Source organism: Pseudonocardia petroleophila (genome assembly GCF_014235185.1).
Taxonomy (GTDB): Bacteria; Actinomycetota; Actinomycetes; order Mycobacteriales; family Pseudonocardiaceae; genus Pseudonocardia; species Pseudonocardia petroleophila.
Genome location: NZ_CP060131.1, coordinates 4,889,749 through 4,904,138, shown reverse-complemented (window position 1 = coordinate 4,904,138; position 14,390 = coordinate 4,889,749). Strand labels below are relative to the sequence as shown.

12 protein-coding genes are annotated in these 14,390 nt (G+C 73.5%); 1 reads left to right on the top strand and 11 read right to left on the bottom strand.

All coding sequences use genetic code 11. The features are described 5' to 3' along the window. Positions 1 to 33 precede the first annotated feature (33 nt). From H6H00_RS24160 to iolC, 8 genes are read right to left on the bottom strand one after another with little or no spacing between them, the layout of a single operon-like run. Entirely contained in the window at positions 34 to 921 is an 888-nt protein-coding gene (locus tag H6H00_RS24160; protein ID WP_185717977.1) for an ATP-binding cassette domain-containing protein, read from the bottom strand. Positions 922 to 923: 2 nt separating this feature from the next. Then, positions 924 to 1,985 (bottom strand): ABC transporter permease, encoded by a 1,062-nt coding sequence (locus tag H6H00_RS24155; RefSeq protein ID WP_185717976.1) that lies wholly within the window; start codon positions 1,983 to 1,985, stop codon positions 924 to 926. A 60-nt stretch (positions 1,986 to 2,045) separates the two neighbouring features. Then, positions 2,046 to 3,026 (bottom strand): sugar ABC transporter substrate-binding protein, encoded by a 981-nt coding sequence (locus tag H6H00_RS24150; RefSeq protein ID WP_185717975.1) that lies wholly within the window; start codon positions 3,024 to 3,026, stop codon positions 2,046 to 2,048. 29 nt (positions 3,027 to 3,055) lie between these two features. Continuing rightward, the gene (locus H6H00_RS24145; RefSeq protein WP_185717974.1) at positions 3,056 to 4,552 is read right to left on the bottom strand and encodes a CoA-acylating methylmalonate-semialdehyde dehydrogenase; all 1,497 of its coding nucleotides are present in this window, start codon (positions 4,550 to 4,552) and stop codon (positions 3,056 to 3,058) included. Continuing rightward, positions 4,549 to 6,405, bottom strand: coding sequence for a 3D-(3,5/4)-trihydroxycyclohexane-1,2-dione acylhydrolase (decyclizing) (gene iolD, locus H6H00_RS24140; protein ID WP_185717973.1), 1,857 nt, complete (start codon positions 6,403 to 6,405; stop codon positions 4,549 to 4,551). The genes H6H00_RS24145 and iolD overlap by 4 nt, the downstream gene beginning before the upstream one ends. Continuing rightward, a complete protein-coding gene (iolB, locus tag H6H00_RS24135; protein ID WP_185717972.1) occupies positions 6,402 to 7,259 on the bottom strand; it encodes a 5-deoxy-glucuronate isomerase in 858 nt (285 codons plus the stop codon). Before iolB ends, iolD begins: the two co-directional genes overlap by 4 nt. Beyond that, positions 7,256 to 8,131, bottom strand: a complete 876-nt coding sequence (locus H6H00_RS24130) for a Cgl0159 family (beta/alpha)8-fold protein (protein ID WP_185717971.1) — start codon at positions 8,129 to 8,131, stop codon at positions 7,256 to 7,258. Before H6H00_RS24130 ends, iolB begins: the two co-directional genes overlap by 4 nt. Beyond that, complete coding sequence (gene iolC / locus H6H00_RS24125) at positions 8,124 to 9,104, bottom strand: 5-dehydro-2-deoxygluconokinase (RefSeq protein ID WP_221775646.1); 981 nt, start codon at positions 9,102 to 9,104, stop codon at positions 8,124 to 8,126. The genes H6H00_RS24130 and iolC overlap by 8 nt, the downstream gene beginning before the upstream one ends. A 116-nt stretch (positions 9,105 to 9,220) precedes the next feature. Between iolC and H6H00_RS24120 the strand changes: the two genes are divergently transcribed. Further along, complete coding sequence (locus tag H6H00_RS24120) at positions 9,221 to 9,964, top strand: GntR family transcriptional regulator (RefSeq protein WP_185717970.1); 744 nt, start codon at positions 9,221 to 9,223, stop codon at positions 9,962 to 9,964. 1 nt (position 9,965) lies between these two features. Here the strand turns inward: H6H00_RS24120 and H6H00_RS24115 are convergent, their stop codons facing one another. Genes H6H00_RS24115 through H6H00_RS24105 form a run of 3 tightly spaced genes read right to left on the bottom strand, consistent with a single transcriptional unit; the run spans position 9,966 to position 14,348 of the window. Continuing rightward, positions 9,966 to 10,694 carry a YqjF family protein gene (locus H6H00_RS24115; protein WP_221775645.1) on the bottom strand — a complete coding sequence of 243 codons (729 nt, stop codon included), beginning with the start codon at positions 10,692 to 10,694 and terminating at the stop codon, positions 9,966 to 9,968. Between the two features lie 37 nt (positions 10,695 to 10,731). After that, a complete protein-coding gene (locus tag H6H00_RS24110) occupies positions 10,732 to 12,573 on the bottom strand; it encodes an ABC transporter ATP-binding protein (protein ID WP_185717969.1) in 1,842 nt (613 codons plus the stop codon). Beyond that, on the bottom strand, positions 12,570 to 14,348 hold the full coding sequence (locus H6H00_RS24105) for an ABC transporter ATP-binding protein (RefSeq protein WP_185717968.1): 1,779 nt from the start codon (positions 14,346 to 14,348) through the stop codon (positions 12,570 to 12,572). Before H6H00_RS24105 ends, H6H00_RS24110 begins: the two co-directional genes overlap by 4 nt. Positions 14,349 to 14,390 lie beyond the last annotated feature (42 nt).

Genomic DNA, 14,390 nt, shown 5'->3' with positions numbered 1-14,390 from the left:
CGACGGTGATGGTCACTGCGGTCCTCTCGGGGGTCAGGTCGTCGGCGGGGTGCCGGCGGCGACCCCGGACGGGATGGCCAGGTCCTGCGCCTCGGCCCCGATCTGCTGGGCCGCCTCCGCCGCCGCGCCGCCGCCCTGCTGCAGCTCGTGGCTGAGCGCCTCCAGCTCGGCACCGCCGGCCATCAGGCCGGTCAGCTCCTCGCGGGTGATCTCGCTCTTGGCGAAGTCCCCGAGGCTGCGGCCCCGCTTGAGCAGCATGAACCGGTCGCCGACCGGGTAGGCGTGGTGCGGGTTGTGGGTGATGAAGATGACGCCCAGCCCGCGCTCGCGCGCCTGGATGACGTACTTGAGCACCACCCCGGCCTGCTTGACGCCCAGCGCCGCGGTCGGCTCGTCGAGGATGAGCACCTTGGCGCCGAAGTACACCGCCCGGGCGATCGCGACGCACTGCCGCTCGCCACCGGACAGCGTGCCGATCGGCTGGTCGATGTCGCGCAGGTCGATGCCCATGGCGAGCAGCTCGGCCTTGGCGATCTTCCGCATCGCGTCGGTGTCGAGCCGCGCCACCGGGCCCCAGCCCTTGCGGATCTCCGACCCGAGGAAGAAGTTGCGCCACACCGGCATCAGCTTCACGACCGCGAGGTCCTGGTAGACGGTGGCGATGCCGGCGTCGAGCGCCTCGCGGGGCGAGGCGAAGGAGACCGGCTCCCCCTCCAGCAGGAAGTCGCCGCCGTCGTGCCGGTGCACGCCGGCGAAGATCTTGATCAGGGTGGACTTGCCGGCGCCGTTGTCGCCCAGGACGCAGGTGACGGCGGCCGCGCCGACCTTGGTCGAGATGTCCTGCAGCGCGATCACGCTGCCGAACAGCTTGGTGACGTTGCGGATCTCCAGCAGTGGCGTCTCGGACTCTGCGGTGCTCATCGCTACCTCCCGCTCCGCTCGGCGTACCGGCGGACGTACTGGTTGGCGAGCACCGCGAGCAGCAGCATCGCCCCGAGGAAGAACTTGAACCAGTCGCTGTCGAGGCCGGCGTAGACGATCCCCTGACTGGTCATGCCGAAGATCAGCGCGCCGATGGCGGCCCCGATCACCGACCCGTACCCGCCGGTGAGCAGGCAGCCGCCGATCACCGCGGCGACGATGTAGATCAGCTCCTCGCCGAAGCCCTGGCTGGTCTGGACCGAGGTCTGCTCCATCAGCTTCAGCGACCCGACGAGCCACGCGCAGGCCCCGACGCCCATGAACAGGGTGATCGTGGTGCGGGCCGCGGGGACGCCGATGTTGCGGCTGGCGACCGGGTCACCGCCGACGGCGAAGGTCCAGTTGCCGAACCGGGTCTTGGCCAGCACCCAGGCGCCGATCGCGACGACCAGGACCCACCACAGGATCTGGATCTTGAAGTCGACCCCGAGGACGTTGATCCGGCTGGCGAACAGCGGCCGCACGGTGTCGAAGAAGGGCACCTGCGCCATCCCGCCCACCGACACCGTGCCGGTGATCAGCTTGGTGACGGCGAGGTTGAGGCCCTGCAGCATGAGGAAGGTGGCGAGGGTGATGATGAAGCTGGGCAGCCCCGTGCGCGTCACCAGGTAGCCGTTGACGAAGCCGACGCCCAGGCAGATCACCAGCGACACCAGCAGCGCGACCCAGATGTTGAGGCCCCACTGGGTCGTCATCACGGCGGTGGCGAGGCCGGCGGTGCCGGTCAGGACGCCCGCGGACAGGTCGAAGTGGCCGCCGATCATCAGCATCGCCACCGCGACGGCCATGATGCCGAACAGCGACGCGGGGTCGAGCCAGTTCGAGATGCCGGCGAGCGAGTAGAACTGCGTCGAGGACACCGCGAACAGCACGAACAGGATCACCGCGCCGATCAGCGAGCCGATCTCGGGGCGCAGGACGAGCCGCCGCAGCAGCCCGACGCGGGCCACCCGCTCGTCGGTGTCGGGAGGGGCGGGCGGGGTCGGGTTCAGGGTCGTGGTCATGAGTGTGCTCCGGGTTCCAGGGGAGGGGGCCGGAGCGGTCCGGCCCCCTCCGGAGGCCTGCTAGCGGGTGCCCTGCGTGGCCAGGTCCTGGACCTGAGCGGCGTTCTCGCGCGTGACGTAGCCGGGTCCGGTGAGGACCGGCTGCCCGCCGCCGATGGTGTTGAGGTTGGACTTGTACAGCGTCAGCATCACGATCGGCAGGTAGCCCTGCGTGTACTGCTGCTGGTCCACGGCGAAGAGCATCGTGCCGTCGGCGATGGCCTGGGTGACGTCGCCGTTGAGGTCGAACGTGGCGAGCTGGGCGCTCGAGCCGGACTCCGCGACCGCGTTGATCGCGACGGCGCCGATGACCGGGCCGAGCGTCAGGACGCCGTTGATCGACGGGTCGGACTGCAGCTTCGCCCGGATGGTCGCCTGCGCGCCCGTCGGGTTGCTGTTCTCGACCTGCAGGTTCTCCACCGAGCCGCCGAGGCCCTCCGCGAAGCCCGCGCAGCGCTGCTCGAGACCGATGTTGCCGGCCTCCTGGATGACGCACAGCGCCTTGGTCACGCCGGCCGCCGCCATCTGCTCGCCGGCCCCGCGCCCGGCGATGCCCTCGTCCTGGCCGACGTGCGCGAGTGCGCCGAACTCCGCCGACCGGTCCTGTCCGGAGTTGATCGTGATGACCGGGATGCCCTTGGCCTCCGCGGCCTCGATCGACGACCGGAGCGCGTCCGGGTTGGCCATCGAGACCACGATGCCGTCGACGCCCTCGTTCACGGCGGCGTCGATGAGCTGCGACTGCCGGGCCGGGTCGCCGTTGCTGTCGCGGTAGGTCACCGTGACGCCCTCGTCGGTGCCGGCCTGCTCGGCGCCCTTCTTCACGACGTCCCAGAACGTGTCACCCGCGGCGCCGTGCGTGACGACGGTGAAGTTGTACCCGTAGGTACCGCCACCGCCGCCCGCGCTCTCGGCGGACGGGGCCTGGCCGGTGCCGCTGCAGCCGGCGGCGAGGAGCAGTGCGGCCGAGGCGGCCACGACGACGCCCTTGCGGAGTTTCATCGGTGTGATCCTTTGTGTTGACGGGGTGATCAGGTAGCGGTGGGGAAGTGGAACGAGGAGTCGGAGGCCGCCGTGACCTGCGGCCAGCGCGCGGTGACGACCTTGGCGCGGGTGTAGAACGCGATGCCCTCCGGCCCGTGGATGTGGGACTGCCCGAACAGGGAGTCCTTCCAGCCGCCGAAGGAGTAGTAGGCCATCGGGACCGGGATGGGGACGTTGATCCCGATCATCCCGACGTTCACGCCGCGCTGGAACCGCCGCGCGGCCTCGCCGGAGGAGGTGAAGATCGCGGTGCCGTTGCCGTAGGGGTTGGCGTTGATGATCGCGATGGCCTCGTCGACGGAGTCCGCCCGGATCACCGAGAGCACCGGGCCGAAGATCTCCTCGGTGTAGACGTCCATCTCCGTCGTCACGCGGTCGATGACCGTCGGACCGACGAAGAAGCCGTCCTCGTGGCCGGGCACGGTGAGCCCGCGGCCGTCGACGGCGAGCGTGGCGCCCTGGGCCTCGCCGGTGCCGATCAGGTCGACGATCCGGTCGCGGGCCGCGGCGGTGATGACCGGGCCCATCTCGGACTCCGCGTCGCGCCCGGAGCCGACCTTCGTGGCCCGCGCCTTGGCGCTGACGGCCTCGACGAGCGCGTCGGCGGCCGAGCCGACGGCGACGGCCGCGGAGATCGCCATGCAGCGCTCGCCGGCCGAGCCGAAGGCGGCGGCGACGAGGTGGTCGGAGGCGTAGTCGAGGCCGGCGTCGGGCAGGACGATCGCGTGGTTCTTCGCACCGCCCAGGGCCTGCACGCGCTTGCCCGCGGCGATGCCGCGCTCGTGGATGTACCGCGCGATCGGGGTGGAGCCGACGAACGACACCGCGGCGACGTCGGGGTGGTCGAGCAGCGCGTCGACCGACTCCTTGTCGCCGTGCACGACGTTGAACACGCCGTCGGGCAGCCCGGCCTCGGCCCACAGCTCCGCCGCGAGCATCGACGCGCTCGGGTCGCGCTCGCTGGGCTTGAGCACGAACGTGTTGCCGGTGGCGATGGCGACGGGGTACATCCACATCGGGACCATCGCCGGGAAGTTGAACGGCGTGATCCCGGCGCAGACCCCCAGGGGCTGGCGGAAGGAGAACAGGTCGACCCCGCCGGAGACCTGGTCGGAGTACTCGCCCTTGAGCAGCGACGGGATGCCGCACGCGAACTCGACGACCTCCAGTCCGCGCTGCACCTCGCCCCTCGCGTCGGACAGCACCTTGCCGTGCTCGTCGGAGATGATCTCCGCGAGGTCGTCCATGCGGGCGTTGACCAGCTCGCGGAAGGCGAAGAGCACCTTGACCCGCTGCGAGAGCGACGACTGGCCCCAGGTCTCGAACGCGGCCTTCGCGCTCTGCACGGCGGCGTCGACGTCCGCCGTTCCCGCCAGCAGCACCTCGGCCTGCTGCGCGCCGGTGGCGGGGTTCCAGACCGGGCTCGTCCGGGTGGACGTGCCGGTGGCCGGCTTGCCGCCGATCCAGTGGCTGACGGTTCTCACGGTGCGTTCCTTCCGATCAGGGGGCGCTGGTCGCGCTTGCGCTCGTCGTAGGTCGTGCGGGCGTGGCGGGTGCTGTCGAGCTCCGAGACCTCGGCGACCGGGACGTCCCACCAGCTGTCGGGGTCGGGCACCGGGGCGAGCGGGTCGGTCTCGACGTGGATCGCGGTGGTGCGGGTCGCCGCCCGGCTCTGCTTGACCGCGTCGCGGAACTCCGCGATCGTGCGGACGCGGATGACGTCGGCGCCGAGGCTCTCGGCGTTGGCGGCGAGGTCGACGGGCAGGACGTCGCCGTCGAGGCGGCCGGAGCCGCCGCGGTAGCGGTAGGCGGTGCCGAAGCGCTGCGAGCCCAGCGACTCCGACAGCGCGCCGATCGAGGCGAACCCGTGGTTCTGGACGATCACCAGGTTGAGCTTGATGCCCTCCGACACCGCGGTGACGATCTCGCTCGCCATCATCAGGTAGGAGCCGTCGCCGACCAGGGCCCAGACCTCGCGCTCGGGAGCGGCCATCTTCACGCCCAGCGCGCCGGCGATCTCGTAGCCCATGCAGGAGTAGGCGTACTCGACGTGGTAGCCCTTGCGGTCCCGCGCGCGCCAGAGCATCTGCAGGTCACCGGGCATGGACCCGGCCGCCTGCACGACGACGTCGCGGGCGTCGATCCCCTCGTTGAGGGCGCCGAGCACCTCGGTCTGCGCCGGGAGCGGGGAGTGCCCGAGGTGGAACGCGCGGTCGACCTCGGCGTTCCAGGGGCCCGCGTCCCACGTGATGTCCCAGCGCCGCCCGGCGAGCGCGCCGGTGAGCGCGTCGAGCCCCTCCCGCGCGTCGGCCAGCAGCATCTCCCCGGCGTGCTTGGCGGCGTCGAGGGAGGCGACGTTGAGGTTGACGAACCGGACGTCCGGGTCCTGGAACGCGCTGCGCGAGGCGGTGGTGAAGTCCGACCACCGGGTGCCGACGCCGATCACGACGTCGGCGGTGCGGGCGAGCCCGTTGGCGACGGGGGAACCGGTGGACCCGACGCCGCCCACGGCCTGCGGGTGGTCGTGCAGCAGCGCACCCTTGCCGGCCTGGGTGTCGGCGACCGGGATGCCGGTGGCCTCGGCGAAGCGGGCGAGCGCGTCGGAGGCCTGCGAGTAGTGCACGCCCCCGCCCGCGACGAGCAGCGGTCGCCGTGCGGAGCGGATGACCGCGGCGGCGCGGGCGAGCGCGGCGGGCTCGGGCACCGGGCGGGCCAGGTGCCAGACGCGCCTCGCGAACAGCTCGTCGGGCCAGTCGTGCGCCTCGGCCTGCACGTCCTGGGGGAGCGCGATCGTCGCCGCGCCGGTCTGGGCCGGGTCGGTCAGCGCCCGCATCGCGCCGAGCAGCGCCGCGGGGAGCTGCTCGGGGCGCCACACGCGGTCGAAGAACACCGACAGCGGGCGGAACGCGTCGTTGACGGAGACGTCGTAGCCGTCGGCGCGCTCCAGCTCCTGCAGCACCGGGCTCGCGACGCGGGTCGCGAACACGTCGGAGGGCAGCAGCAGGACCGGGATGCGGTTGGTGGTGGCGAGCGCGGCGCCGGTGAGCATGTTGGTGGAGCCGGGGCCGATGCTCGCGGTGCAGGCCAGGAACTGGGTGCGGTCGCGCATCCGGGCGTAGCCGACGGCGGAGTGGACCATGCCCTGCTCGTTGCGGGCCAGGTGGTAGGGGAGGTCACCGCTGTCGGCGACCTCGAGCAGCGCCTGCCCGATCCCCGCGACGTTGCCGTGGCCGAAGATGCCGAACATCCCCGGCACCAGTCGCTGCTCGACGCCGTCGCGCTCGGAGTACTGGTTGGCCAGGAACCGCACGACGGCCTGGGCGACGGTCAGTCTCACTTCGCCTCCGTGGTGGTCAGGGGGAGCCGGGGGTCGATCGCCTCGGCGTCCCAGGTGCCGCGGACCCACGCGTGGTCGGGGTGGTCGCAGATCCGCCAGGCCCGCTCGTCGCCGGGGCCGGCCATGACGTTGAGGTAGTAGAGGTCGTAGCCGGGGGTGGCCATCGACGGGCCGTGCCAGCCGTGCGGGATGAGGACGGTGTCGCCGGAGCGGACCTCGGCGCAGACGTCGATCTCGCGGCCGGGGCCCGAGGTCGAGACGCGCTGGTAGCCGGGACCACCGTTCGCCACCTCGAAGTAGTAGATCTCCTCCAGCACCGACTCGCCCTCGCGCTCCTCGTCGTGCTTGTGCGGGGGGAACGACGACCAGTTGGCGCCCGGCGTCAGCACCTCGACGGCGATCAGCGCGTCGGCGTCGAACGTGCCGGGCATGCAGAAGTTGTTGACCTGCCGGCTCGCCTGCCCGGCCCCGCGCAGCTCCACCGACACGCCCTCGGCGGGCCCGTAGCGGGCCGCGAGGCGGCGCGTCGCGCGGGCGGCGGGCAGGGCGAACCGGCCCCCGCCCGCGCTGGTCACCGTCACCTGCGCGTCGCGCGGGGCGTAGGCGAAGTCCGTGACGCGGCTGAACACGTCGTCGCGGCCGACCAGCTCGAAGCGCTCCCCGTCGCACTCCACGACGCAGCTCCCCGTCAGCGGGAGCACGATCGTCTCGTCCTCGCCGGTGTCGAAGGTGGCGCTCCCGCCGGGGTCGAGGGCGAGCACCCGCAGCGAGCTGTACTCCCACCCGGCGCTCGCCGGGGTCACGACCAGCGAGAACGCCCCCTCGGCGCTCTCCCCGGCCCGGATCACGCTCACAGCAGACCCACCGCGGTGTCGACGGCGGCGGCGACGTCGTCGTCGGCCGGGTAGAGCAGCGACCGGCCGATCACCAGTCCCTGCACCGTGGGCAGGGCGAGCGCCTTGCTCCAGTCGGCGAACGCGCGGTCCGGGTCGGCGGAGACCTCCCCGCCGAGGATCACCGCGGGCAGGGTCGTCGCGGCCATCGCCCGCTCCATCTCCTCGACGATCGGCACCTTCAGCCAGGTGTGCGCCGAGGTCCGGCCCAGCCCGGCGGCGACGGTCATCGCCCGGGCCATGGCGTCGGCGGTGAGCTCGTTGCGCACCCGGCCGTCGACGCGGTGGGAGACGAACGGCTCGACCATCGCCATGAGCCCGTGCCCGGCCAGGTCGGAGACGGCCCGCGCGCACGCCTCCAGCGTGACGACGGTGGCGGGGTCCTCGGCGTCGATGCGGGTGAGCATCTTGCCGCCCTCGTACCCGCTCGCGGCGATCCCGGAGGCGTCGTAGGCGGTGAACCGGTCGTCGATCTCGAAGGCCGTGCCGGCCAGGCCGCCGCGGTTCATCGACCCGACGACGACCTTGCCGTCGAGCGCGCCGAGCAGCAGCAGGTCCTCCAGGACGTCGGGGGTGCCGAGCACGCCGTTGACGCCGGGGCGCGACAGGGCGAGGACGAGCCGGTCGAGCAGGTCGGCGCGGTCGCCCATCGCCATCGCCCGGTCCCCGGCGCGCAGCGCGCCGCGGGCGGGGTGGTCGGCGGCGATCATCATCAGCCGGCCGTGGTCCCCGAGCAGCGACGCCGGGCGCACGCGCGCGGCGGCCGCGTCGGCGACCGCGCCGGGGCGGTGCACGCGGGTCTCCACCAGCGTGCGCAGGTCCTCTTCACGCACCGACGGTCTCCCTCAGCATCTCGTCGATCTCCGCGGAGGTCGGCATGGCGTCGGCGCAGGCCAGGCGGCCCGCGACGATCGAGCCGGCCGCGTTGCAGAAGCGCATCGACCGCTCCAGGTCCCAGCCGGACAGCAGCGCGTGGCACAGCGCCCCGCCGAACGCGTCGCCCGCGCCGAGCCCGTTGACGACCTCGACCGGCACCGGCGGCACCTCGACCTGCGTCGTGCCGCCATCCCCGGACGCCTCGGAGGCGAGCACGCCCGCCGGGCCCTGCTTGACCACGGCGAGCCCGACCCCGGCGGCGTGCAGCGCCCGGGCCGCGGCCCGGGGCTCGCGCTCGCCGACCGCGGTGTCGCACTCGTCGAGGTTGCCGACGGCGACGTCGACGTGGGGGAGGGCCTGCCGGACCCAGTGCCGGGCCTCCTCTCGGGACTCCCAGAACATCGGGCGGTAGTCCAGGTCCAGGACGGTGGTCCCGCGCCCGGCCCGGGCCTCCAGCGCGGCCAGGGTCGCCGAGCGGCTGGGCTCACGGGACAGGCCGGTGACCGTCACCCAGAACACGTCGGCGGCGCGCACGGCGTCGAGGTCGAGCTCCTCGGGCCGGATCACCAGGTCGGGGGCGGGGTCGCGGCCGTAGAAGTAGAGCGGGAAGTCGTCGGGCGGGAAGATCTCGCAGAACACCACCGGCGTCGGCAGGCCGGGCACGGCGGTGACGTGTCGGTCGTCGACGCCGAAGCCGCGCAGCGCGTCGTGCAGGAACTCGCCGAACGGGTCGTCGCCGGTGCGGGTGATCACCGCGCTGCGCCGGCCGTGCCGCGCCGCGGCCACCGCGACGTTCGTCGCGCTGCCGCCGAGGTACTTGCCGAACGTCGTCACCTCGCGCAGCGAGACGCCGGTCTGCAGCGGGTAGACGTCGACGCCGATGCGTCCCATCGTCAGCACCTCCGCCGCGGTGCTCTCCTGGCCTGGCATCCGACTCCCTCGTCGCTCGATCTGGCTGCCGGTCGATCTGGCTCCTCGCGCCGGGTCAGGTGTACTCTCACGAAAAGATTAGGTCAACACTTTGTACTAACAAAGGAGGTCACGGAATGGTGGAGCGCACGGTTCCCGACGTCCCGCTGGACCGGACGAGCCCCGTGCCGCTGTACTTCCAGGTCGCGACGCGTCTGCAGCAGCTCATCGAGGACGGCGAGCTGGCCGTCGGGAGCCGGCTGGAGAACGAGGTGGAGCTCGCCGAGCGGCTCGGTGTGTCGCGGCCCACCATGCGCCGGGCGATCGCCTACCTCGTCGAGCGCGGCATGCTGGTGCGCCGCCGGGGGATCGGGACGCAGATCGTGCATCCCAAGGTCCGCCGGCCGGTCGAGCTGACGAGCCTGTACGACGACCTGGTCAAGAACGGGCAGTCGCCGCGCACCGACGTGCTGCTCGTGGAGGTCCGCCGCGCTCCCGACCACGTCGCCGAGGCCCTCGGCGTGCCCGGCGGGCTCGACATCACCTGGATCGAGCGGCTGCGCCACTCCGGCGGCGAGCCGCTGGCGATCATGCACAACGCCGTGCCGCTCGACCTGCTCGCGCTGACCGAGGACGACCTCGCCGAGCGCGGCCTCTACGAGCTGCTGCGCGCGGCCGGGCACGTGCCGCGCATGGCCAGCCAGACCGTCGGGGCGAAGGCGGCCACCGCCGCCGAGGCCCGCCAGCTCGGCGACCCCCGCGGTGCCCCGATGCTGACGATGGTCCGCACGGCCTGGGACGAGTCCGGGCGGGCGGTGGAGTACGGCTCGCACGTCTACCGGGCCAGCCGCTACTCCTTCGAGCTGACGCTCTCCAGCTGAGTCACCGCACGCGCGTGGGGGTGCCGAAGGAGACCGGCACACCGTCGCTGAACAGGACGTGGTCGGGGGGCCCCGACACGAGGTGACCCAGTCCGACGGACGCGACCAGCCCGTCGTCGAGCTCGGTCACCTCCGCGGTGCGCAGCGGCCACGGCGGGTGGGCGTTGCGGACGTGCAGGGTCCGGCCGAGGTGGGCGACGTGCAGGCCCCACCGGGCGGTGAGGAACCGCTCCAGCTCCCCGTCGGGGGCCGGGGCGCCGGGACGCAGCCCGATCCGGCTCTCCGCGGTCGCGCCGGGCCACCGCAGGCGTGCCGCGTAGCGGTGGACGCCGCCCTCGGCGCGGTACCGCATCCGCGCCCACCGGTAGGGCAGCCCGAACACCGTCCGCGCCCCGGCGACGATCACCGCGCGGTCGGTGTCGAGGCTGAGGAACAGCACGCCGCGGCGCCCGCGCTCGTCGACCGAGTAGAGCCGCACGTTCGCCTCCAGGAACGTGCCCGCCCACGGCACCCCGGGCCCGTGCGCGAACCCGGCCCCGACCATCCGGAACGGCACCAGCCCGACGTAGGTCCGCCCGTCGATGACGTCCGGGCGGACGCCGGGCGGGTACAGGTGCGCCACGGCCGCGGGGTCGATCGCCCAGTGCAGGAACCCGACGTCGGACCAGCGCTGGCGCATCAGGTGCGGCCGCGGCAGGTCGGGGGCGGTGGGGGAGACGGGCGCGATCACCCCTCCAGGCTGCCCCGACCCGCCCCGACCCGCACCCTCAGGCCAGGGACGCGCGCCAGGCGGCGTGCAGGGTGGCGAACTCGCCGTCCCCGGCCAGCAGGTCGGCAGGCGGGCCGTCCTGCACGACCCGCCCGTCGGCCATCACCAGCACCCGGTCGGCGATGAGGACCGTCGACAGCCGGTGGGCGATGATCAGGGCGGTCCGCCCGGCGAGCACGGTCTCCAGCGCGTCCTGCACGGCCCGCTCCGACGGCACGTCGAGCGAGGAGGTGGCCTCGTCGAGCAGCACCACCGCCGGGTCGGCCAGCACCACCCTGGCCAGCGAGACGAGCTGGCGCTGCCCGGCCGACAGCCGCCCGCCGCGCTTGCGGACGTCGGTGTCGAACCCGTCGGGCAGCGCCTCGACGAACCCGCGCGCGCCCACCGCCTCCGCGGCCGCGACGACCTCCTCCCGCGTCGCCGACGGCCGCCCCATCGCGATGTTGCCGGCGACCGACCCGGAGAACAGGAAGGCCTCCTGCGTGATCATCACCAGCGCGTCGCGGAGGTCGGCGTCGGCGACGTCGCGCAGGTCGACGCCGTCGAGCCGCACCGCCCCGGCCGTCGGGTCGTAGAACCGCGCCGCCAGCTTGGCCAGCGACGACTTGCCCGCGCCGGTGGCCCCCACCAGCGCGACCGTCTGCCCGGCCGGCACCCGCAGCGAGAACTCCGGGAGCACGACGCGGTCGGGTGCGCGCCGGTAGGCGAAGCGGACCCGGTCGAACTCCAGCGCCCCGCGCACCGGCGACGGCAGCGCCACCGGCCGCTCCGGCTCCTCGACCCCGGGGGAGGTGTCGAGCACCGTGGAGATCTTCTCCAGCGCCGCGGCGGCCGACTGGTAGGCGTTGAAGAACTGCGCCAGGTCGTCGAGCGGGTCGTAGAAGCGGCGCAGGTACAGCAGGAACGCGGTGAGCGCCCCGAGCGCCAGCGAGCCGTCGACGACGCGGAGGCCGCCGACGAGCAGGACCGTCGCCAGGGTCAGGTTGCCGACCGCGCGGGTGGCCCCGACGTACCAGGCGACGGTGTAGAACGCCTGCACGTTGGCGTCGCGGAACGACGTCCCGAGCCCGTCCATGATCACCTCGCTGCGGCGCTCGCGGCGGAACGCCTGCACCGCGCGGATGCCGTTCATCGACTCGACGAAGTGCACGATCAGCCGGGCGACCGTCGTCCGGGTGCGCCGGTAGCTGGCCCGGGAGCTGCGCTGGAACCAGCGCGTCAGGAACACCAGCGGCACGAACCCGGCGAACACGATCAGGGCGAGCAGGGGGTCGAGCACCACCAGCAGCACCGAGATCCCGACGAGCGACAGGATCGCCCCGAGCAGCCCGTCGAGACCGCGTTCGAGCAGGTCGCCGAGCGAGTCGAGGTCGGAGGTGAGCCGGGAGATCAGGCGCCCGGAGGTGTAGGACTCGTGGAAGTCGAGCGAGAGCCGCTGCCCGTGGGCGAACACGCGGCGCCGCAGCTCCAGCAGCAGGTCCTGCCCGACGCGCCCGGAGAGCACCAGGAACGCCGCGCGCAGCCCCGCGCCGGCCAGCCCGCACGCCGCGTAGCCCGCGATCGTCCAGGCCAGCGGCGCGGGCCGGCCGTCGAGCGCCGCGGGGATCCCGGTGTCGATCGCCAGCGCCACCAGCAGCGGCCCGGCGAGCATCACCGCGTTCTCCAGCACGAGCAGCGCCACGGCGAGCGCGACCGCGCGGCGGTGCGGGCGCACGAGGTCGACGACGAGCGACCGCGCCCGGCGCTGCAGGCGCAGGCCCGCGGCGTGCGTGACGTCCTCGTCGTCCTCGGTGGCGACGCCGCGCCACTCCTCGGTACCGGTGTCGGTGTCCGTGCTCATGCCCCCACCCCCTCCTTCTCCACGTCCAGGCTGGCCAGCAGCGCCCGGTACTCCGGGTGCGTGGCCATCAGCTCGCTGTGGTCGCCGACGACGGAGATCCGCCCGCCGGACAGCAGCGCCACCCGGTCGGCCATCTGCACCGTCGAGGACCGGTGCGCCACCACCAGCGCGGTGACGCCCCCGAGCACCTGCCGCAGCGCCGCCTCCACCTCGGCCTCGGTGTGCACGTCGAGCGCGGAGAGCGGGTCGTCGAGCACCAGCAGCGGCGGGCGCCCGAACACCGCGCGGGCCAGGGCCAGGCGCTGGCGCTGCCCGCCCGACAGCGACATGCCCTGCTCGCCGATCCGCGTGTCGAGACCCCACGGCAGCGCCGCGACGAACCCGTCGGCGCGGGCGATCCGCAGCGCCTCCCACACGTCCTCGTCGGAGCGGGCGGGCGACCCGAGCGCCACGTTCTCGCGCACGCTCGCCGAGATCAGCACCGGGTCCTCGAACGCCGTGGCGACGGTCCGGCGCAGGTCGGCGAGCGTCAGGTCGCGGACGTCGACGCCGTCGATCCGCACCGAGCCCGCGGTGACGTCGTAGAGCCGGGGGATCAGCGCGGTCAGCGTGGTCTTGCCCGACCCCGTCGCCCCGACCAGCGCGAGCGTCTCGCCGGGGCGCAGCACCAGGTCGACGCCGGTCAGGACGTCGCGGGCGGCCCCGGGGTAGCGGAACGCCACCCCGCGCAGCTCCAGCGCGCCGCGGACCGGCTCGGCGGGCGGCACGGGGGAGGCGGGGTCGGTGATGGACGGGAGGACGTCGCGGACCTCCCAGTACCGCGTGGTGGCGGTCGCGGCGTTGCTGGCCTCGGCCAGCAGCCAGCCCAGCGAGGCGATCGGCCAGTACAGGTAGGTCATCACCGTGACGGCCGCGACGAGGGTGCCGATCGTCAGCGATCCGGTCGCGACGCCGTACGCGCCGAGCCCGAGGATCACCGCGATCGCCGTCTCGGGCAGCATGACCAGCACGAACCACAGCGCCGCGAGCAGCCGCAGCTTCACCAGCTCGGTGCCGCGCAGCCCGCGCGACTGCGCGACGAAGTGGTCGGTGAGCCGCCGCCCCCGCCCGAGCGACTTGAGCACGCGGATGCCCAGCGCCGACTCCTCGACGATCGTGGCGAGGTCGCCCTGCTGGTCCTGCGCGCGCCGGGCCGCCACCGAGAAGCGGCTCTCGAGCATCAGCGTCAGGATCGTCAGCGGCACCGCGGTGATCGCGATGACCAGCCCCAGCCACGGCGAGAGCCACACCAGCACCCCGATGCCGACGACCATCGTCACCGCGTTGACCACCAGGAAGATCCCGGAGAACGCGACGAACCAGCGGACCGTCGTGAGGTCGGCGGTGGCGCGCGAGAGCAGCTGCCCCGACGCCCACCGGTCGTGGAAGGCCACGGGCAGCCGCTGCAGGTGCGCGAACAGGTCGGCCCGCATGTCGGACTCGATCTGGTTGCTCGGCCGGGCCACCAGTGCGCGGCGCAGCGTGATGAGCGCGGCCTCGACCAGCCCGAAGGCGAGGACGCCGAGCACCAGCCACGGCAGGACGTCGAGCTCGCCGCGGGCGATCGGGCCGTCGACGATCTCGCGCGTGACCAGCGGGACCGCGAGCCCGGCGAGGGTGGCCGCGAGCGCGGCGAGGCCACCCCCGATCAGCGGTGCGCGGTGGGGGCGGACGTAGGGCAGCAGCCGGCGCAGCGCGGACAGGGTGCCGTCCGCAGGCCGTGGGACATCGCTCATGGCGTCCCCGACGGTAGGTCGCCCGCGCGTCCGCCGCATGCG

What these genes read in the sequence shown, in the direction of transcription:
- H6H00_RS24120 (WP_185717970.1), top strand. Translation starts at nt 9,221, where the DNA reads ATGGTGGAGCGCACGGTTCCCGACGTCCCGCTGGACCGGACGAGCCCC.
- H6H00_RS24150 (WP_185717975.1), bottom strand. Translation starts at nt 3,026, where the DNA reads ATGAAACTCCGCAAGGGCGTCGTCGTGGCCGCCTCGGCCGCACTGCTC.
- H6H00_RS24105 (WP_185717968.1), bottom strand. Translation starts at nt 14,348, where the DNA reads ATGAGCGATGTCCCACGGCCTGCGGACGGCACCCTGTCCGCGCTGCGC.
- iolC (WP_221775646.1), bottom strand. Translation starts at nt 9,104, where the DNA reads ATGCCAGGCCAGGAGAGCACCGCGGCGGAGGTGCTGACGATGGGACGC.
- H6H00_RS24160 (WP_185717977.1), bottom strand. Translation starts at nt 921, where the DNA reads ATGAGCACCGCAGAGTCCGAGACGCCACTGCTGGAGATCCGCAACGTC.
- H6H00_RS24155 (WP_185717976.1), bottom strand. Translation starts at nt 1,985, where the DNA reads ATGACCACGACCCTGAACCCGACCCCGCCCGCCCCTCCCGACACCGAC.
- H6H00_RS24110 (WP_185717969.1), bottom strand. Translation starts at nt 12,573, where the DNA reads ATGAGCACGGACACCGACACCGGTACCGAGGAGTGGCGCGGCGTCGCC.